Source organism: Buttiauxella sp. B2, from assembly GCF_006376615.1.
Lineage (GTDB): Bacteria > Pseudomonadota > Gammaproteobacteria > Enterobacterales > Enterobacteriaceae > Buttiauxella.
Window position 1 is genome coordinate 1 of record NZ_VEXQ01000003.1, and the last position, 18,488, is coordinate 18,488.

General features: G+C 47.8%; 16 protein-coding genes and 1 tRNA gene. 6 read left to right on the plus strand and 11 right to left on the minus strand.

Features of this window, described 5'->3' with window-relative positions; translation table 11 throughout:
• Position 1 precedes the first annotated feature (1 nt).
• The 6 genes from FH968_RS05010 to nagB form a co-directional block, all read right to left on the minus strand.
• A tRNA-Met gene (locus FH968_RS05010) sits at positions 2–78 on the minus strand.
• A 251-nt stretch (positions 79–329) separates the two neighbouring features.
• The gene (gene asnB / locus FH968_RS05015; protein ID WP_139878050.1) at positions 330–1,994 is read right to left on the minus strand and encodes an asparagine synthase B; all 1,665 of its coding nucleotides are present in this window, start codon (positions 1,992–1,994) and stop codon (positions 330–332) included.
• A gap of 277 nt (positions 1,995–2,271) precedes the next feature.
• Entirely contained in the window at positions 2,272–3,024 is a 753-nt protein-coding gene (locus tag FH968_RS05020) for an HAD-IIA family hydrolase (protein ID WP_139878051.1), read from the minus strand.
• 62 nt (positions 3,025–3,086) lie between these two features.
• Complete coding sequence (locus tag FH968_RS05025) at positions 3,087–4,307, minus strand: N-acetylglucosamine repressor (protein ID WP_139878052.1); 1,221 nt, start codon at positions 4,305–4,307, stop codon at positions 3,087–3,089.
• A 7-nt stretch (positions 4,308–4,314) separates the two neighbouring features.
• The gene (gene nagA, locus FH968_RS05030; RefSeq protein ID WP_139878053.1) at positions 4,315–5,463 is read right to left on the minus strand and encodes an N-acetylglucosamine-6-phosphate deacetylase; all 1,149 of its coding nucleotides are present in this window, start codon (positions 5,461–5,463) and stop codon (positions 4,315–4,317) included.
• Between the two features lie 25 nt (positions 5,464–5,488).
• Positions 5,489–6,289: a glucosamine-6-phosphate deaminase gene (nagB, locus tag FH968_RS05035; protein ID WP_139878054.1), complete on the minus strand. Its 801-nt coding sequence runs from the start codon at positions 6,287–6,289 to the stop codon at positions 5,489–5,491.
• A 334-nt stretch (positions 6,290–6,623) separates the two neighbouring features.
• On the opposite strand from nagB, the gene nagE reads away from it, so the two are divergent.
• The 4 genes from nagE to chiQ all read left to right on the plus strand — a co-directional run bounded on the left by nagE (position 6,624) and on the right by chiQ (position 12,768).
• Positions 6,624–8,645 carry an N-acetylglucosamine-specific PTS transporter subunit IIBC gene (gene nagE / locus FH968_RS05040; RefSeq protein ID WP_139878055.1) on the plus strand — a complete coding sequence of 674 codons (2,022 nt, stop codon included), beginning with the start codon at positions 6,624–6,626 and terminating at the stop codon, positions 8,643–8,645.
• A gap of 196 nt (positions 8,646–8,841) precedes the next feature.
• Positions 8,842–10,509, plus strand: coding sequence for a glutamine--tRNA ligase (gene glnS, locus FH968_RS05045; RefSeq protein ID WP_139878056.1), 1,668 nt, complete (start codon positions 8,842–8,844; stop codon positions 10,507–10,509).
• Between the two features lie 486 nt (positions 10,510–10,995).
• Positions 10,996–12,393: a chitoporin gene (gene chiP / locus FH968_RS05050; RefSeq protein WP_139878057.1), complete on the plus strand. Its 1,398-nt coding sequence runs from the start codon at positions 10,996–10,998 to the stop codon at positions 12,391–12,393.
• Between the two features lie 48 nt (positions 12,394–12,441).
• Positions 12,442–12,768 (plus strand): ChiQ/YbfN family lipoprotein, encoded by a 327-nt coding sequence (gene chiQ / locus FH968_RS05055; protein WP_139878058.1) that lies wholly within the window; start codon positions 12,442–12,444, stop codon positions 12,766–12,768.
• A 91-nt stretch (positions 12,769–12,859) separates the two neighbouring features.
• Here chiQ and fur read toward each other — a convergent pair whose 3' ends face one another.
• The 4 genes from fur to ybfF all read right to left on the minus strand — a co-directional run bounded on the left by fur (position 12,860) and on the right by ybfF (position 15,456).
• Positions 12,860–13,312 (minus strand): ferric iron uptake transcriptional regulator, encoded by a 453-nt coding sequence (gene fur, locus FH968_RS05060; RefSeq protein WP_139878059.1) that lies wholly within the window; start codon positions 13,310–13,312, stop codon positions 12,860–12,862.
• Positions 13,313–13,591: 279 nt separating this feature from the next.
• Entirely contained in the window at positions 13,592–14,122 is a 531-nt protein-coding gene (gene fldA / locus FH968_RS05065; RefSeq protein ID WP_139878060.1) for a flavodoxin FldA, read from the minus strand.
• Positions 14,123–14,262: 140 nt separating this feature from the next.
• Positions 14,263–14,544, minus strand: coding sequence for a LexA regulated protein (ybfE, locus tag FH968_RS05070; RefSeq protein WP_064517087.1), 282 nt, complete (start codon positions 14,542–14,544; stop codon positions 14,263–14,265).
• A 150-nt stretch (positions 14,545–14,694) separates the two neighbouring features.
• The gene (gene ybfF / locus FH968_RS05075) at positions 14,695–15,456 is read right to left on the minus strand and encodes an esterase (protein ID WP_139878061.1); all 762 of its coding nucleotides are present in this window, start codon (positions 15,454–15,456) and stop codon (positions 14,695–14,697) included.
• A 308-nt stretch (positions 15,457–15,764) separates the two neighbouring features.
• On the opposite strand from ybfF, the gene seqA reads away from it, so the two are divergent.
• Positions 15,765–16,310: a replication initiation negative regulator SeqA gene (seqA, locus tag FH968_RS05080; protein WP_139878062.1), complete on the plus strand. Its 546-nt coding sequence runs from the start codon at positions 15,765–15,767 to the stop codon at positions 16,308–16,310.
• A 25-nt stretch (positions 16,311–16,335) separates the two neighbouring features.
• Positions 16,336–17,979, plus strand: a complete 1,644-nt coding sequence (gene pgm, locus FH968_RS05085) for a phosphoglucomutase (alpha-D-glucose-1,6-bisphosphate-dependent) (protein WP_139878063.1) — start codon at positions 16,336–16,338, stop codon at positions 17,977–17,979.
• Between the two features lie 50 nt (positions 17,980–18,029).
• On the opposite strand, the gene FH968_RS05090 is transcribed toward pgm, so the two are convergent.
• Positions 18,030–18,458, minus strand: a complete 429-nt coding sequence (locus FH968_RS05090) for an EamA family transporter (RefSeq protein WP_139878064.1) — start codon at positions 18,456–18,458, stop codon at positions 18,030–18,032.
• Positions 18,459–18,488: the final 30 nt, after the last annotated feature.

The window sequence follows — 18,488 nt, forward strand, 5'->3', positions numbered from 1 at the left end:
ATGGTGGCTACTACGGGAATCGAACCTGTGACCCCATCATTATGAGTGATGTGCTCTAACCAGCTGAGCTAAGTAGCCTTCTTTTTTCTGCGTAACCTTATCGGCGTTGCGGGGCGCATTATGCGTAGTTGGCCTTTGGGCGTCAACAAATTTTTTCCCGAAAAGTGGCGTAAATTGTCTGTTTGACCAGCTTACGAACAGCTTGCTGCAATATTCGTCAATTATCGGTTATTTCGTCGTTTTAACTGAAGCAAAACCCCTAATAGAGAGTGGGGAATATTGTAGAAACAAAAACGGGCCCGCAGGCCCGTGTGTTTAATTTTGTTCGCTTATTTGTAAGCAGACTGGTGAACGCCTACTGCACGGCCTGATGGATCATTCATTGTTTTGAACGCTTCATCCCATTCAATGGCCTTAGCCGAAGAACAGGCAACAGATGGGCCGCCTGGAACACATTGTGCAGCGCTTGGCAGTGGGAATAATTCTTCAAAGATTTCACGATACAAATACGCTTCTTTAGAACCAGGTGTGTTGTACGGGAAACGATAGCTCGCAGTTTCTAGTTGTTGATCGGTCACTTGGCCGGCAGCAACTTCTTTTAAGGTGTCAATCCAGCTATAACCTACACCATCGGAGAATTGCTCTTTCTGGCGCCATGCAACGCTTGCTGGCAGATAGGATTCAAAACATTCACGCAGGACATGTTTTTCCATTTTGCCGTTGCCGCACATTTTATCTTTTGGATTGATACGCATGGCGACATCAAGGAATTTTTTGTCCAGGAACGGAACACGCGCTTCCACACCCCAGGCTGACATGGCTTTGTTCGCACGAGCACAGTCAAACATGTGCAGCGCTTGTAACTTACGAACAGTCTCTTCGTGCAGTTCTTTATCATTTGGCGCTTTATGGAAGTACAGATAACCACCAAACACTTCGTCAGAACCTTCACCAGACAGCACCATTTTGATGCCCATGGCCTTGATTTTACGCGACATCAAATACATTGGGGTTGATGCGCGAATCGTTGTTACATCATAAGTTTCAATGTGATAGATGACATCACGAATTGCATCCAGGCCTTCTTGCACCGTGAAATGGATTTCGTGGTGAACGGTACCTAAGTGATTTGCTACTTCTTGTGCAGCTTTCAGATCAGGAGAGCCAACTAAACCGACAGCGAAAGAGTGCAACTGCGGCCACCAGGCTTCAGAACGCTCTTCATCTTCTACACGACGAGCAGCAAATTTCTTAGTGATAGCAGATATAACAGATGAATCCAGACCACCAGACAGCAGCACACCGTATGGCACATCAGACATCAAGTGGCTTTTCACGGCATCTTCCAGTGCCTGACGTAATTCGTTTTTATCTGTAACGTTATCTTTTACCGCATCGTATTCGAACCAGTCACGTTGATAGTAACTGCGGATTTCACCGTCTTTGCTCCACAGGTAGCTGCCTGCCGGGAATTCTTTAATGGTGCGGCAAACAGGTACCAGCGCTTTCATTTCTGAAGCAACGTACATATTACCGTGCTCGTCATAACCCATATACAAAGGGATGATGCCGATATGGTCGCGGCCAATCAGGTATGCATCTTGTGTTTCGTCATACAGAATGAACGCAAACATGCCTTGCAGATCGTCGAGGAACTCTGGGCCTTTTTCCTGGTAAAGCGCGAGGATGACTTCGCAGTCTGAACCTGTCTGGAATTCGTAGCGATCACCGTATTCTGCACGTAGAGCCTGGTGGTTGTAGATTTCACCGTTCACAGCCAGTGCGTGAGTTTTTGCTTTGTTGTACAGCGGCTGAGCACCAGCATTAACGTCAACAATTGAGAGACGTTCGTGAGAAAGAATGGCTTTATCGTTAGCATAAACACCAGACCAGTCAGGGCCACGGTGGCGCATCAGGCGAGATAACTCGAGCGCTTTCTTACGCAATTCGACCGCATCGGTCTTGATATCCAGAACACCAAAAATTGAACACATAGAACTCTCTCCGTAATGCTTCTTTGAGCCATTAAATTGTTATGTTGCGTTGCATGATTATGAAAATGCGCAATCATTGACGGGAATGCAAGCCCTTTAGTCTTTAAGGGGTAAATAGTTCAATGGCGATTGTTGATTACTGAAAAATGATAAAGAAATAAGCGGAATTATTAGCGGATCGGCAATTTTTATCAAAATCGCCAGGTTGGCATTCAGTGAGAGGGGAAAAGATTGTTGAATCAGTAAAACGCCCGGAGAAAACCAGGCGAATGACTATTTAAATGATATCGACTTCAGCTACCGACGGATATATCCACGAAGGGCGGAACGGCATGGCATCGATGTCGTTTAAGGTCGAAACACCTGACAGTACCAGAATCGTTTCTAAGCCGGCCTGGAATCCGGCGAGAATATCGGTGCGCAGGTTATCGCCAACAATCACCGTGTGCTCGGAATGGGCCTGCATCTTGTTAAGCGCAGCGCGGATAATCCACGGGCTTGGTTTGCCAACGCAGAAAGGTTTGCGACCTGAAATTTTTTCGATCCCCGCGCACAGCGCACCACAGGCAGGATAGTAACCGTGGCCGTGAGTGTCTGGGTTGGTGGCAATAAAGCGGGCACCGTTTGCTACGAAATAGGCGGCTTTATGCATCATTTCCCAGTTATAGGAGCGTGTTTCCCCGACGATAACAAAGTCAGGGTTGATATCGGTTATCGTGAAGCCTGCTTTATACAGTTCGTGAATTAATGCACCTTCGCCCACAACGTAGGCTTTTTTCCCTTCCTGGCGACGCAGGAAATCGGCGGTTGCCATCGCTGAGGTATAAAAGACACTATCAGGAACATCAATACCTGCGGAAGCAAAGCGGTTTGCCAGATCCTGGCCGGTTTGCGACGGATAGTTGGTCAGCAAGACCAGTGGCATACCCTTTTCCATGATGCGGGCCAGGAATTCATTAGCGCCTGGTACGGCGACGTTGTCGTGCATCAGCACGCCGTCAATATCACAAATTACATTCTGAATGGTCATCGACTACTCGGGCTCACCTGAAAGGAAGGCGTAACTATAGCGTAAAAAGGAGAATGACTGGGTTAACTTTCCAGCAAGCGCTGAAGCAGCACGCCATTTAGCATTGATCGCTTTACCAGAGCAAACGCACCAATTGCGGAACGGTCATCCAATTTTGAGCGCACCACAGGCAGATTTTTGCGGAATGCTTTCAGAACTTGAGTATTGATGCAGCCTTCAATGGCGGGAAGAAGAACTTTCTCAGCTTCAATGATTTCCCCGGCAATCACTACTTTTTGCGGATTAAACAGGTTAATCGCAATGGCAATTGCTTTACCCAAATGGCGACCAACGTGCTCAATCACTTCGCAAGCCAGCGCATCACCTTTATTTGCTGCTTTGCAGATAGCGGTAATGCCACAGTCTTCAAGTGTCAGGCGGCTGTTATAACCCTGTTCAAGCAAATGGCGAACGCGGTGTTCGATTGCAGCGTTGGCGGCAATCGTTTCCAGGCAGCCAAAGTTTCCGCAATGGCAACGTTCGCCTAACGGGTCGACCTGAATATGTCCAATTTCGCCTACGTTGCCGTTGCGTCCGATAAAAATGCGTCCATTAGACAGAATCCCCGCGCCAGTACCGCGGTGCACACGCACCAAAATGGAGTCATCGCAATCGTGTGTTGCACCAAAGTAGTGCTCGGCTAGCGCCAGGCTACGGATATCGTGACCGACATAACAGGTCACTTTGAATCTTTTTTCAAGACTGTCGACCAGTGACCAGTTATTGACCTGGATATGCGGCATGTAACGAATAACGCCACTTTCTGGATCCACAAGACCTGGTAGGATCACGGAGATAGCAATTAGCTCACGTATTTTGCGCAGATTTTGTTCGAGAAACTGTTCGATAGCGTTGAGCAGAGCGTGCTCAAGGGTTTCCTGAGTTCGTTCAGGAAGGGCGTAATGTTCTTCGGCAAGAGGTTTAGCGCTCAGATCAAACAAGGTGATAGTTGCGTCATGGCGGCCAAGACGCACACCAATTGCATGGAAATTGCGGGTTTCAGTGATAATTGAGATAGCGCGGCGGCCCCCGGTGGAAGCCTGCTGATCGACTTCTTTGATCAGTCCGCGCTCAATTAGCTGACGAGTAATTTTCGTGACGCTGGCAGGTGCTAGCTGGCTCTGTTCGGCAATCTGAATACGAGAGATTGGACCATGTTGGTCAATCAGGCGATACACCGCCGCGCTATTCAGCTGCTTTACCAGGTCGACATTACCAATTTGAGCTTGTCCGCCAGTCGTCATGCCTTAATTACTCAGTTACGACCTCGTTACCATTAACAAAGGTCTTGGTGATTTTAAAATCGCGGGTAAAGGTCGTCAGGTTGGCGACTTTCCCTGCTTCAATTGTACCTAAATGCTGCTCTACACCCATTGCACGGGCAGGGTAGAGTGCAGCCATACGTAAGACTTCGTCTAATGCGATGCCAGCATGTTCGACCAGATTGCGTACCCCTTCAATCATTGTCAGGGCGGAACCGCTCAGAGTGCCGTTCTCATCTACACATAAACCATCACGGTAGTATATTGTTTTTCCTGCGAAAATGAACTCATCGATATTTGCGCCCGCAGGAGCGGTTGCATCGGTGACCAGGCAGAGTTTATCGCCCTTGACCTTCTTCGCAGTACGAATATTGGCATAGTCCACATGTAAACCATCGGCAATGATACCGCAGTAAACATCTGGCTCATCAAAAATTGCACCCGCAAGACCCGGTTCACGGCCAGTAATGTATGGCATCGCGTTGAAAAGGTGTGTTGCGAAGGTAATACCTGCTCGGAAGCCAATTTTAGCTTCTTTTGCTGTGGCGTTAGAGTGCCCGGCAGAAACGATAATGCCGGAAGCAACCAGTTTGCTAATCACTTCAGGCTCAACCATTTCTGGTGCCAGAGTCACTTTGGTGATCACATCTGCGTTTTGGCACAGGAAATCGACCAGTTCTGCATCAGGTTTACGCACGAAACTCGGGTTGTGAGTTCCTTTTTTCACCATGTTCAGCCATGGGCCTTCAAGATGCAGACCGAGCGCCTGGTGCTGATACTTCGCCAGGTACTCACGCATCACTTTCACACCTTGCTTCATCAGCTCATCGCTGCTGGTGATAAGCGTCGGTAAGTAGCTGGTGCAGCCAGAACGCTCATTGGCTTTCTGCATGATTTCCAGAGTTTCAACAGTCACCGCGTCGGCGGAATCGTTGAACTGCACGCCACCACAACCGTTAAGCTGCACATCAATAAAACCGGGGGCGATGATTGCACCACCCACATCACGAGTCTCAATACCCGCAGGGAGATCTGAGCGCGGGCAAACGCGTTCAATCAGGCCGTTCGCGATAATAACCGCGTGATCATCAAGAATTTCATGGCCGGTATAAATCCGACCGTGAGTTAGTGCAAACATAGTTACCCCCGGTGAAAATTAATGCTTAAAGACCTTTGATGTTTTCAGCTTCGAGCTCATTGAAGTACTTCAGCGTCTTCACTTTGAGTTCCATGGTGGACGGTTCATCACACACAACTACTGCTTTTGGATGCAGTTGCAGACAGCTAATGGTCCACATGTGGTTCACATTACCTTCAACCGCCGCTTGCAGAGCTTGCGCTTTCAAATGACCAATAACCAGAATCATCACTTCTTCTGCATCAAGCAGGGTACCCACGCCAACAGTCAGCGCGAATTTAGGGACTTGAGAAACATCACCATCGAAGAAGCGGGAGTTTGCTACACGAGTGTCATGAGTCAGTGTTTTGATACGGGTACGAGATGCCAGGGAAGATGCTGGTTCGTTGAACGCGATGTGACCATCGTTACCCACACCACCCATAAACAGGTGAATTTTGCCGTATGAACGAATTTTCTCTTCATAACGGCGGCACTCTGCATCAACATCTTCGGCATTGCCATTCAGCAGGTTGATGTTTTCTGCTGGGATATCAACGTGATCAAAGAAGTTACGGTGCATGAACGTATGATAGCTTTCTGGGTGCTCTTTTGGCAGACCAACGTATTCATCCATATTAAAGGTGACGACGTTTTTAAAGCTAACCTGGCCCGCTTTGTGCATCTCTACCAGCGCTTTATACGCTTCGAGAGGAGTACCGCCAGTTGGCAGGCCCAGCACGAAAGGACGATCTGCTGTCGGGTTAAACGCATTGATACGCTTAACGATATGGCGTGCTGCCCATTTGCCAACTTGCGCTGGGGTAGCCAGGGGAATCAGTCTCATCATTCACCTCATAAGTTAATAGAAAACAGATATAGCCAGATTGATTGTCCAAACCCTCTAAGGGTAAACCAGTTTTAAGCTAGTCATTACAGGATCAATCCGCCTTGATTTTTTGGATGATAAAATAAGTTTTAGTCGATAGCCAGTCTAAGGGGAGGTGAATAACAATATTTGGTGATTTTAATCACAAAAAAAGGGTGTTTAATTTGCGATACGAATTAATTTTTCACACACTCATAAAGTTGGTGAGTCATCGCCATGATTTCAAGGTTTGTTAAACAATAATAAAACTGCTTTAAACGAGCCTTAACGGGGTCTCATAGGGGGAATTAACGTGAGTATTCTAGGTTATATGCAAAAGGTTGGCCGCGCGCTGATGGTGCCGGTAGCCACGCTACCAGCCGCAGCCATATTAATGGGTGTTGGTTACTGGATTGACCCGGTTAGCTGGGGTGGTGATAGCGCATTAGCTGCGTTGTTCATCAAATCTGGTGCTGCAATTATTGATAATATGGGAGTGCTGTTTGCCATTGGTGTGGCTTATGGTATGTCCAAAGATAAAGATGGTGCTGCTGCACTAACCGGTTTTGTCGGTTTTCTGGTATTAACAACGCTTTGCTCGCCAGCGGCTGTTTCTATGATCAAGCATATTCCGCTGGATCAGGTTCCATTCGCGTTTTCTAAAATTCAAAACCAATTTGTGGGCATTCTGGTCGGGATTATTTCCGCAGAGCTGTACAACCGTTTCAGCAGCGTCGAGTTGCCGAAAGCGTTGTCCTTCTTTAGCGGGCGCCGACTGGTGCCGATCATCACATCCTTTGTGATGATCGCTGTGGCATTCATCATGATGTTTATCTGGCCAATCGTATTTAGTGGCCTGGTGAACTTCGGTGAACACATTCAGAAATTGGGTTCTGTTGGCGCAGGTGTTTATGCGTTCTTCAACCGTTTGCTGATTCCAGTCGGTCTGCATCATGCTTTGAACTCTGTGTTCTGGTTTGATGTTGCTGGCATCAACGACATTCCTAAGTTCCTCGGCGGTGCTAAATCTATCGCTGAAGGTACTGGTATCGTTGGTATTACTGGTCGTTATCAGGCTGGCTTCTTCCCAATCATGATGTTCGGCCTGCCAGGTGCTGCGCTTGCAATCTACCATTGCGCGCGTCCTGAAAATAAAGCCAAAGTATTGGGTATTATGATGGCGGGTGCGTTTGCTGCCTTCTTTACTGGTATCACCGAGCCGTTGGAATTCTCCTTCATGTTCGTTGCTCCAGTACTGTATTTGATCCACGCAGTGCTGACCGGTGTCTCTGTCTTCATCGCGGCAAGTATGCATTGGATTGCAGGTTTCGGCTTCAGCGCAGGTCTGGTGGATATGGTGCTTTCTTCCCGTAACCCACTGGCAACTCACTGGTGGATGCTGATCCCGCAAGGCCTCGTGTTCTTCGTGATTTACTACGTAGTGTTCCGTTTCACTATCACCAAATTCAATCTGTTGACTCCGGGTCGTGAACTGGCGGTTGCAGGTGATGAGGCTGATGGCCAGGACGTGAATGTTAGCGCCAATACTAAGCAAGATGTTTCTGAGCTGGCTCGTCAGTACATCGCAGCGGTGGGTGGTTCAGCTAACCTGACGGGGATTGATGCTTGTATCACTCGTCTGCGTTTGAACGTGAAGGATTCTTCACTGGTTAACGAATCTCTGGCTAAACGCCTGGGTGCTACCGGTGTTATCCGTCTGAACAAAACGAGTGTGCAAATCATCGTCGGCTTTGTCGCTGAGAAAATTGCTAACGCAATGAAAACAGTAGGTGATGTTGCCGCAGCACCTGTAAGCGTTGCAGCCACACCAGCTGCCGCTGCTACAAAACCACAGGCTGTACCAAATGCAGTTACTATCGCTGCATTGGTTTCACCAGTAACGGGTGATGTGGTCGCACTGGAGCAGGTTCCTGATGAAGCCTTTGCGAGCAAAGCGGTTGGTGATGGTGTTGCTGTTAAGCCAACAGGCAAAACTGTTGTCGCACCAGCAGCTGGTACTATCGTAAAAATCTTTAATACCAACCATGCGTTCTGTCTTGAAACCGAAAAAGGTGCTGAGATCGTTGTCCATATGGGCATTGATACCGTCGCACTGAACGGCCAGGGCTTTACTCGGCTGGTAGAAGAGGGGGCTGTTGTGGTTGCAGGCCAGCCTATTCTGGAAATGGATCTTGATTTCCTGAACGCGAATGCTCGCTCCATGATTAGCCCAGTAGTTTGCAGCAACATCGACGACTACAGCGGTCTGGTTATCCAGGCGCAAGGTTCAGTTGTTGCAGGACAAACGCCTCTGTACGAAATTAAAGGCAAATAATCGCTCCTGAGTCATAGATTGTGCCTTTAGCGGCTGGAGAGTTTTTCTCCAGCCGCTTTTTTATTGCGATTCAAATCACCTCGTATTTTAACCGCTCGGCGGTAACCCCCTTATTTATGCAACTAAAGGTTGTTTCCAACGCCTGCTTATTAGATCATGTGCCGTTAACGAAAGTTTTTGCACTGAGGAACCCGCGATGAGTGAGGCTGAAGCCCGCCCAACAAACTTTATTCGCCAGATTATTGATGAAGATTTGGCCAATGGTAAGCACAACAGCATTTGCACCCGTTTCCCGCCAGAGCCAAACGGCTATCTGCATATCGGTCATGCAAAATCCATCTGCCTGAACTTTGGTATCGCGCAAGATTATCAAGGTCAGTGCAACCTGCGTTTCGATGATACAAACCCGGTAAAAGAAGACATCGAATACGTAGAATCCATTAAGCAAGATGTCGAGTGGCTAGGTTTTCATTGGTCTGGCGACGTGCGTTATTCCTCCAATTATTTCGATCAGTTGTTCAACTATGCCGTTGAGCTGATCAATAAAGGTCTGGCGTACGTTGATGAGCTGACTCCTGAGCAGATCCGTGAATATCGCGGCTCATTGACATCCCCTGGGAAAAACAGCCCATTCCGCGATCGCAGCGTTGAAGAAAACCTCGCGCTGTTCGAGAGAATGCGTAACGGTGAATTTGCCGAAGGGACTGCGTGTTTGCGTGCGAAAATCGATATGGCATCGCCATTTATCGTCATGCGCGACCCAGTGCTGTATCGCATTAAATTTGCTGAACATCACCAGACTGGCAACAAGTGGTGCATCTACCCGATGTATGACTTCACGCACTGCATTTCCGATGCGTTGGAAGGTATTACGCACTCACTTTGTACTCTGGAATTCCAGGACAACCGTCGTCTATACGATTGGGTGTTGGATAACATCACCATTCCTGCACATCCACGTCAGTACGAGTTCTCACGCCTGAATCTCGAATACTCCATCATGTCTAAGCGTAAGCTGAACCTGTTGGTGACTGAGAAGGTTGTAGAGGGTTGGGATGACCCACGTATGCCGACTATTTCTGGTCTGCGCCGTCGTGGTTATACCGCTGCGTCTATTCGTGAATTCTGTAAGCGCATTGGTGTGACTAAGCAAGACAATACCGTTGAAATGGCTTCACTGGAGTCTTGTATTCGTGATGACCTGAACGAGAATGCACCGCGTGCGATGGCAGTACTCGATCCGGTGAAAGTTATCATTGAAAACTTCCCTCAGGGCGAAGTTGAAATGGTGACAATGCCTAATCATCCAAACAAGCCAGAAATGGGTAGCCGGCAGGTCCCGTTTAGCCGTGAGATCTACATCGATCGTGCTGACTTCCGTGAAGAAGCCAATAAACAGTACAAACGTCTGGTACTGGGCAAAGAAGTTCGCCTGCGCAATGCTTATGTGATTAAAGCCGATCGTGTTGAGAAAGATGACGCAGGGAATATCACCACACTGCATTGCTCTTACGATCCGGATACATTAAGCAAAGACCCGGCTGATGGTCGTAAAGTAAAAGGTGTTATTCATTGGGTAAGTGCTGAACATGCGCTGCCGGTTGAAATTCGCCTTTACGATCGTCTGTTCAGTGTTGCGAACCCAGGTGCGGCGGAAGATTTCCTTGCGACAATTAACCCAGATTCTTTGGTTATCAAGCAAGGTTTCGTTGAGCCAAGTCTGCAAAATGCCGAGAAAGGTAAAGCGTATCAGTTCGAGCGCGAAGGTTATTTCTGCCTCGATAGCCGTTATACGACCGCTGAAAAATTGGTGTTTAACCGCACCGTTGGTTTGCGTGATACCTGGGCCAAAATGGGCGAGTAGTCTCCAGGATATATGCGTTAAATCTTCACAAAAACGCCGCTAACAGCGGCGTTTTTTTTAGCTTTGTAATCATTCATTTAAACACTCATTAACATTCGCGTTGCGAATTAATGTTATTTAGAGTCTTTTCTGCCGCCCTTTCTGTATCCCTTGTCTGGTCAATTTAAGAACATAATAAATTCTTAGTTTAAGTGTGTGAGCGCTCTCATGTAGAGTTTTGCATGTAAATAAACGTAATTACCCATATAAAATGCTTGTGTCGCTATTTGTTACAAATACTCATAAATTATGTGCTCTCTGTCATAATATCGGAATGAACTCTTACAAAGTCATTGATAATTCGCGTCGCGAAAAATAGTCTTATGGACAGCAGTAATGCGGGAAAATATTCATAACCGCTTTAGCCGTTAGGCATTTTTACTTTTTTTCGCTACACGACGTCTTTAAACGTCCAGCGATTATTTATACGTCAAAGAGGAATTTTATATGCGTACGTTTAGTGGCAAACGTAGTGCGCTGGCGCTTGCAATCGCAGGTGTCACGGCTCTTTCAGGACTGGTTGTTATCCCTCAGGCAAGTGCAGCAGGTTTTGTTGATGATTCAACACTGACCGGTGGTGTTTATTACTGGCAGCGTGAACGTGACCGTAAAGACGTTACGACGGATAAATACGAAACAAACCTGGCTCACGCCACCTGGAACGCCAACCTGGACTTCCAGTCTGGTTTTGCTGCTGATATGTTCGGCCTGGATATTGCCGCATTTACAGCGATCGAAATGGCTGAAAATGGCGACAGCGGCCACCCGAACGAAATCGCATTCTCTTCAATAAACAAAGCTTATGATGAAGATTATTCCGGCGATAAGAGCGGTATCAGTCTTTATAAAGCAGCAGCTAAATTCAAATATGGTCCAGTCTGGGCTCGTGCAGGTTACATCCAGCCAACGGGTCAAACACTGTTAGCGCCACACTGGAGCTTCATGCCTGGTACATACCAGGGTGCAGAAGCGGGGGCGAACTTTGACTATGGTGATTCCGGTGCTCTGAGCTTCTCCTACATGTGGACCAACGAGTACAAAGCTCCATGGCACCTGGAAATGGACAAGTTCTATCAAAATGATAAGAACACCAAAGTTGATTACTTACACTCTGTGGGCGCGAAGTACGACTTCAAAAATGACCTGATCCTTGAAGCGGCATTTGGTCAGGCTGAAGGCTATGTTGACCAGTACTTCACCAAAGCAAGTTACAAATTTGATATCGCTGGAAGCCCGTTGACTACCAGCTATCAATTCTACGGTACGCGTGACAAAGTATCCGACGGCAGCGTCAACGATCTCTATGACGGCACCGCATGGTTGCAGGCATTAACCCTGGGCTACAGAGTCGGCCAGGTTGACATGCGTCTTGAAGGAACCATGGTTAAGGCAGACGGCCAGCAGGGCTACTTCCTACAACGTATGACCCCAACTTACGCTTCTTCAAACGGCCGTCTTGATGTGTGGTGGGATAACCGCTCTGACTTCAACGCCAACGGTGAAAAAGCTTTATTCGCAGGCGCAATGTATGACCTGAGCAACTGGAACCTGGCGGGTTGGGCTGTGGGTGCTTCTTATGTGTATGCATGGGATGCTAAACCAAGCTCTAAACCAACTACTGACGGCTTCTATGAAGCTGACCGTCGTTTGAAAGAATCTGCGTATAGCCTTGATGCCTTGTACACCATTCAGGATGGCCGTGCGAAAGGAACTCTGTTCAAACTGCACTTCACTCAGTACGACAACCACTCCGACATTCCAAGCTGGGGCGGTGGTTACGGCAACATCTTCCAGGATGAGCGCGACGTGAAATTCATCGTTATCGCACCGTTCACCATCTTTTGATTTGATTCCGGGTGCTAATAACGCCCGGTTTTCTTAAGGATATCAAACATGAAAAAAATCATTATGGTTACGGTGATGGCGTTAGGTCTGAGCGCATGTGCACAACCTAAAACGGCTCCGGAAGATACAAAGCTGAAAGCTGCATATAGTGCCTGTATTAATACAGCTGAAGGGAATCCGGATAAAATTCAGGCTTGCCAAAGCGTGTTAAATATACTGGGTCAGGAAAAAGAGCATCAAGAATTTGCGAAGAAAGAAACTGTTCGCACACTTGATTATCAGAACTGCATTCAGGCAACTCGCACCGGTAACGACCAGGCGGTTAAAGCTAAATGCGATAAAATCTGGCAAGAGATTCGCGCTAACAATCAGTAGTCGCCGTATTCTGGTAATAAAAAAACCGGTGAGTTTCCTCACCGGTTTTTTTACATCTGACATCTGGGTTAGGGGTGTCAGGATATGCGGATTACTTTTCGCTGATTTCGTGTGCATTCTCGTCGGTACGGCAATCACCTTCAGCACAATGACCGTAGAGGTACAAGCTGTGGTTAGTCAGACGAATACCATGACGGGAAGCGATTTCACGCTGACGGATTTCAATTGAATCATCACTGAATTCAATGACTTTGCCACAATCCAGGCAAATCAAATGGTCGTGATGATGCTGTTGCGTCAATTCGAACACGGATTTGCCGCCTTCGAAATTATGACGGGTCACAATGCCTGCATCATCAAACTGATTTAGTACACGATAAACTGTGGCGAGGCCAATCTCTTCGCCCATATCAATCAGACGCTTATATAAGTCTTCCGCACTGACGTGATGATTCACCGGCCCCTGCAACACTTCAAGGATTTTTAATCGCGGAAGCGTGACTTTCAGGCCGGCCTTCTTTAATGCGGTATTGTTGTCAGTCATGCGGAAATTGTCCTGTTGCTTACGAATCGCTCGGACTCAGGGTGAGCGTTAAGATGAATGCGTCTCATTATAGAACTGCCACTTCTAAATGGGAACCGCAAGTATTATGCATAATCAAGCTAGAAACTGCGGCTGAGTCGCGATTTGCTTGCCTTACTAGCTATTTTCCAGGAACTCATTGTACAGGGACAAACTGAAAAGTTACAAATTTGTAGCAATTATTTTAATCGGAAATATCTATCAATGTGACACGGCCATTTAGCCGCGTCACATTTAGCATCACGCGTTGAGGATATCAGCCAGATTCAGTTCTTCAGAAACCTGTTTGACCCACTTCTGAACACGTTCAGCAGTCAGTTCTGGTTGACGATCTTCGTCTATAGCCAGACCAACAAAGTGATCGTCGTCTGCAAGGCCTTTAGACGCTTCGAAATGGTAACCCGCAGTTGGCCAATGACCCACGATAGCTGCACCGCGCGGTTCAATGATGTCGCGAATTGTGCCTAATGCATCACAGAAGTATTCTGCGTAGTCTTCCTGGTCACCACAACCGAAAATGGCAACCAATTTTCCATTGAAATCAACTTCTTCCAGCGTTGGGAAAAAATCATCCCAGTCACATTGCGCTTCGCCGTAGTACCATGTTGGAATGCCGAGAAGCAGAATATCGAAGCCTTCCAGGTCTTCTTTGCTGCTCTTAGCAATGTCATGCACCTCAGCAACGTCTTTACCGAGCTGTTTTTGAATCATTTTCGCGATATTTTCGGTATTACCAGTGTCGCTGCCGAAAAAAATGCCTACGATTGCCATGAGTAAAATAACCTCTTGATACTTAATGGTATGGTGGCTGCTATTTAGCCACAGATAGGGCAATCATAGCAGAACACTTCGTGGTGCGGAAACTGCTATCACCCAAGGGTGCACAGACTGCAAAATGGTTTAACATTTCTCTAACTGAGATGTTGCTTCAGTTGTTCAAGCAGTATCTCTTCAATCAATTCACTTCGGCTGATATTGCGCGCTTCAGCCAGTTGATTGAGAGCATCCACCGCATCGTTATTTAGCTTTAGCTCTACTCGCTTCAAGCCGCGTACTTTATCGCGCTTGAGCTGATTGCGTTTGTTGATACGCAACTGCTCATCACGCGTTAGCGGATTGGTTTTTGGCCGCCCCGGGCGACGCTCGTCCGCGAACAGATCTAATGTAGTACGGTCCGTTTGTTCTTTTGCCATGATTAGACTACTGACAGGGAATTCAGGTGGCACGGAGCGGGGTGCTCTGGCGCAATTTAGCGCGCAATCATACATCAGCATGGCTTGCGCGCCAACGCGTTAGCCGTATCTTGTGGCCAGTCGGTTTTTTTTTAATCAGTTTGCGGGCATTCAGTCGATAAAACGATGGATTGCGCGCAAAACAGCATCAGGTTTTTCGGCGTGAACCCAGTGCCCGGCACCCGCAATTACATGAGCGCGAGCCTGAGGGAACTGAGCAAGCAGTTGGCTGCGATGCGATTCATCTACATAAGGCGATGCGCCACCGCGGATAAACAGCGAAGGTTCGTTCCACGCGGGGATGCTTTGCCAGCCGACAATGTTCTCATATTGTTCCCACAACACCGGTACATTGAATTTCCATTCACCATCGGCAAAAGACTTAAGCAAAAATTGAATCACACCTTCTTCTTTAAGGTACTCGCGCATAATAATTGCAGCCTGTTGGCGTGTTTTAACGCCAGCGGCGCTAACCGCATTTATTGCTGCAAAAATCTCTTCATGGCGACGAACCTGATAATCCACAGGTGCGATATCAATCAGCACCAATTTGTCGATGTGCTGGGGCGCAATTGCCGTAAGCGCCATCGCTACTTTGCCGCCCATTGAATGACCAATGATAATAGCTTTTTCAAAGCCATATTCTTCAAGCGTTTCAACAACGTCTTGCGCCATTGCGGAGTAGCTCATCTCAGAGCTGCGGGGTGATAATCCGTGGTTGCGAAGATCGATTTGCAGCAACGTATGATCCTGCCCGAGGTCACGGGCCAGCACGCCAAGATTATCAAGGCTACCAAAAAGACCGTGAATAAGGACAATGGGGGAATTACTAGTCGATTGTTGCGCAGTTTGCAGGCGAGCATTCAATTTCATGGCAAAGTTCTTTTTTTTTACTTCGTGTGGTTAGGGTATCATAACGGCATTCTGCCTTAGTGCCGCAAATTTCCAGTTATACCCGTCATACTTCAAGTTGCATGTGCGTTGGCTTTTCTCGCTCACCCCAGTCACTTACTCAAGTAAGTTCCCGGGGACTCACTGCGTTGCCGCCTTCCTGCCACTTGAATTATTTAGGGTATAGTCTGACTTTGTGGTGTGACAAAAGTTTGGCGCTACCCGAGGTTGGGATTTGTCCTTATAATCCCAACAACTTGTATTCAGAAAAGATATCGCACTGGATTAAGATGAAAACAATTGAAGTTGATGACGAGCTCTATCGCTATATTGCCAGCCATACGCAGCACATTGGTGAAAGCGCGTCCGATATTTTACGGCGCATGTTGAAATTTACCGCCGGTCAAACTCCTGCTACACCAGCAACTACCGGCCAGGCAGCAACTGTTGCTGTTGCACCAGAAGCCAAACCAGTAAACAAATCACGCGATCGTGTTCGTGCGGTTCGTGAGTTGCTGCTTTCCGATGAATATGCGGAGCAAAAGAAAGCAGTTAATCGTTTCATGATGGTGCTTTCTACTTTATATACCCTTGATGCTCATGCTTTTGGTGAAGCGACCGAGTCGCTGCATGGTCGTACGCGTATCTATTTTGCAGGTAACGAGCAAACGCTGCTGCAAAACGGTAACCAGACCAAGCCTAAGCATGTTCCAGGCACGCCATACTGGGTCATTACTAACACTAATACGGGTCGTAAATGCAGCATGATCGAACACATCATGCAATCAATGCAGTTCCCGGCGGAATTGATTGAAAAGGTTTGCGGCACAATCTAACACCTCGCGTCAGAAGGAAAGGTCAATGGCTAACCACCCTCGTGCAGGACAACCGGCACAACAGAGCGATTTGATTAACGTAGCCCAACTGACGGCTCAGTATTACGTGCTGAAGCCAGAAGTGGGGAATAGCGAACACGCGGTTAAGTTTGGGACTTCCGGCCACCGTGGTAGTGCGGCGCGTCATAGTTTCAACGAACCTCACATTTTGGCGATTGCTCAGGCGATTGCAGAAGATCGTGCGAAAAATGGCATTACCGGGCCGTGCTACATTGGTAAAGATACCCACGCGTTATCTGAACCTGCGTTTATCTCGGTGTTGGAAGTTCTGGCGGCAAACGGTGTGGATGTCATTGTGCAACAGGCAAACGGCTACACGCCAACACCTGCTATCTCTCATGCCATTCTGACGCATAACAAAAAAGGCGGCGCACTGGCGGACGGTATCGTTATTACGCCTTCGCACAACCCGCCTGATGACGGCGGTATTAAATACAATCCACCAAACGGTGGCCCTGCTGATACTAATGTCACCAAAGTCGTCGAAGACCGCGCTAATGCACTGCTGACTGCTGGCCTGAAAGACGTGAAACGTATTTCTCTTGATAAGGCTTGGGCAAGCGGCCACGTACAGGAACAAGATCTGGTACAGCCATTTATCGAAGGGCTGGTGGACATTGTTGATATGGCCGCTATCCAGAAAGCGGGCCTGAAACTGGGTGTTGATCCGCTCGGTGGTTCCGGTATCGAATACTGGCAGCGCATCGCGAAGCACTACAATCTGGATCTGACGATTGTTAACGATCACGTTGATCAAACCTTCCGCTTTATGCATCTCGATAAAGATGGTGCTATCCGTATGGATTGCTCCTCCGAGTGTGCAATGGCTGGTCTGCTGGCGCTGCGTGACAAATTTGATCTGGCATTTGCCAATGACCCGGATTACGACCGCCACGGCATCGTCACACCAGCAGGTTTGATGAACCCGAACCATTATCTGGCCGTCGCGATTAATTACCTGTTCCAGCATCGTCCGCAGTGGGGCAAAGATGTCGCCGTGGGTAAAACCCTGGTTTCATCTGCAATGATTGACCGTGTGGTTAACGATTTGGGCCGTAAACTGGTAGAAGTGCCGGTCGGTTTTAAATGGTTTGTCGACGGTCTGTTTGATGGCAGTTTTGGCTTTGGCGGTGAAGAAAGTGCTGGGGCATCATTCCTGCGCTTTGACGGCACCCCATGGTCCACTGACAAAGACGGCATCATCATGTGTTTGCTGGCAGCTGAGATTACCGCCGTAACCGGTAAGAACCCGCAGCAGCATTATGACGAACTGGCTGCCCGTTTCGGTGCGCCAAGCTACAACCGTATACAAGCACCTGCTACCTCCGCGCAGAAAGCAGCACTTTCTAAACTTTCCCCGGAAATGGTTAGTGCAAGCACACTGGCGGGCGACCCGATTACCGCACGCTTAACAGCGGCTCCAGGTAACGGTGCATCCATTGGTGGTCTGAAAGTGATGACCGAAAACGGCTGGTTTGCAGCTCGTCCTTCCGGTACGGAAGATGCATACAAAATCTACTGTGAAAGTTTCTTAGGCGCTGAGCATCGCCAGAAAATTGAGAAAGAAGCGGTTGATATTGTTAGCGAAGTGCTTTCAAGTGCGAAGTAAGATATCAAATTAAAAAGGCGCCGCAGGGCGCCTTTTTTTGTGTCTAAAGCTTAACCGAGTGCGACCATCAACGCGCCGCAAGAAATCAGCACCACGCCAATTCCCGCAATTAGCGACAGCTTTTCACCAAATAAAATTACAGCAAGAATTACTGCGAACACTACGCTGAGTTTATCGATGGGTGCCACGCGGGAAACATCGCCGCTTTTAATCGCCATAAAATAAAACAGCCAGGATAACGCTCCAGCAATGCCGCTTAACAGGATAAAAAGCAACGCTTTTTTATCGGCTAATACAGTACCAATGAGATTGAGTTTCCCCTGAACCACGACTACGCCTACCAAAAACAACGCCATCACGACTGCGCGAATTGCCGTTGCGGTATTTGCGTCTAAATGTTGTAAACCAATCTTGCCGAAAATTGCCACCAACGCAGCGGTAGCCGCGGAAAGTAATGCATAAACCAACCAGGCGCTCATTGAAACCTCCATTTGAACCTGTCGGACATT

Bases quoted from the DNA above. Each gene is read 5' to 3' on its own strand.
- FH968_RS05020 (WP_139878051.1), bottom strand. From the start codon at position 3,024: ATGACCATTCAGAATGTAATTTGTGATATTGACGGCGTGCTGATGCAC.
- nagB (WP_139878054.1), bottom strand. From the start codon at position 6,289: ATGAGACTGATTCCCCTGGCTACCCCAGCGCAAGTTGGCAAATGGGCA.
- chiP (WP_139878057.1), top strand. From the start codon at position 10,996: ATGCGTACGTTTAGTGGCAAACGTAGTGCGCTGGCGCTTGCAATCGCA.
- pgm (WP_139878063.1), top strand. From the start codon at position 16,336: ATGGCTAACCACCCTCGTGCAGGACAACCGGCACAACAGAGCGATTTG.
- chiQ (WP_139878058.1), top strand. From the start codon at position 12,442: ATGAAAAAAATCATTATGGTTACGGTGATGGCGTTAGGTCTGAGCGCA.
- glnS (WP_139878056.1), top strand. From the start codon at position 8,842: ATGAGTGAGGCTGAAGCCCGCCCAACAAACTTTATTCGCCAGATTATT.
- FH968_RS05090 (WP_139878064.1), bottom strand. From the start codon at position 18,458: ATGAGCGCCTGGTTGGTTTATGCATTACTTTCCGCGGCTACCGCTGCG.
- FH968_RS05025 (WP_139878052.1), bottom strand. From the start codon at position 4,307: ATGACGACTGGCGGACAAGCTCAAATTGGTAATGTCGACCTGGTAAAG.
- ybfF (WP_139878061.1), bottom strand. From the start codon at position 15,456: ATGAAATTGAATGCTCGCCTGCAAACTGCGCAACAATCGACTAGTAAT.
- fldA (WP_139878060.1), bottom strand. From the start codon at position 14,122: ATGGCAATCGTAGGCATTTTTTTCGGCAGCGACACTGGTAATACCGAA.
- nagA (WP_139878053.1), bottom strand. From the start codon at position 5,463: ATGTTTGCACTAACTCACGGTCGGATTTATACCGGCCATGAAATTCTT.
- fur (WP_139878059.1), bottom strand. From the start codon at position 13,312: ATGACTGACAACAATACCGCATTAAAGAAGGCCGGCCTGAAAGTCACG.
- ybfE (WP_064517087.1), bottom strand. From the start codon at position 14,544: ATGGCAAAAGAACAAACGGACCGTACTACATTAGATCTGTTCGCGGAC.
- seqA (WP_139878062.1), top strand. From the start codon at position 15,765: ATGAAAACAATTGAAGTTGATGACGAGCTCTATCGCTATATTGCCAGC.
- asnB (WP_139878050.1), bottom strand. From the start codon at position 1,994: ATGTGTTCAATTTTTGGTGTTCTGGATATCAAGACCGATGCGGTCGAA.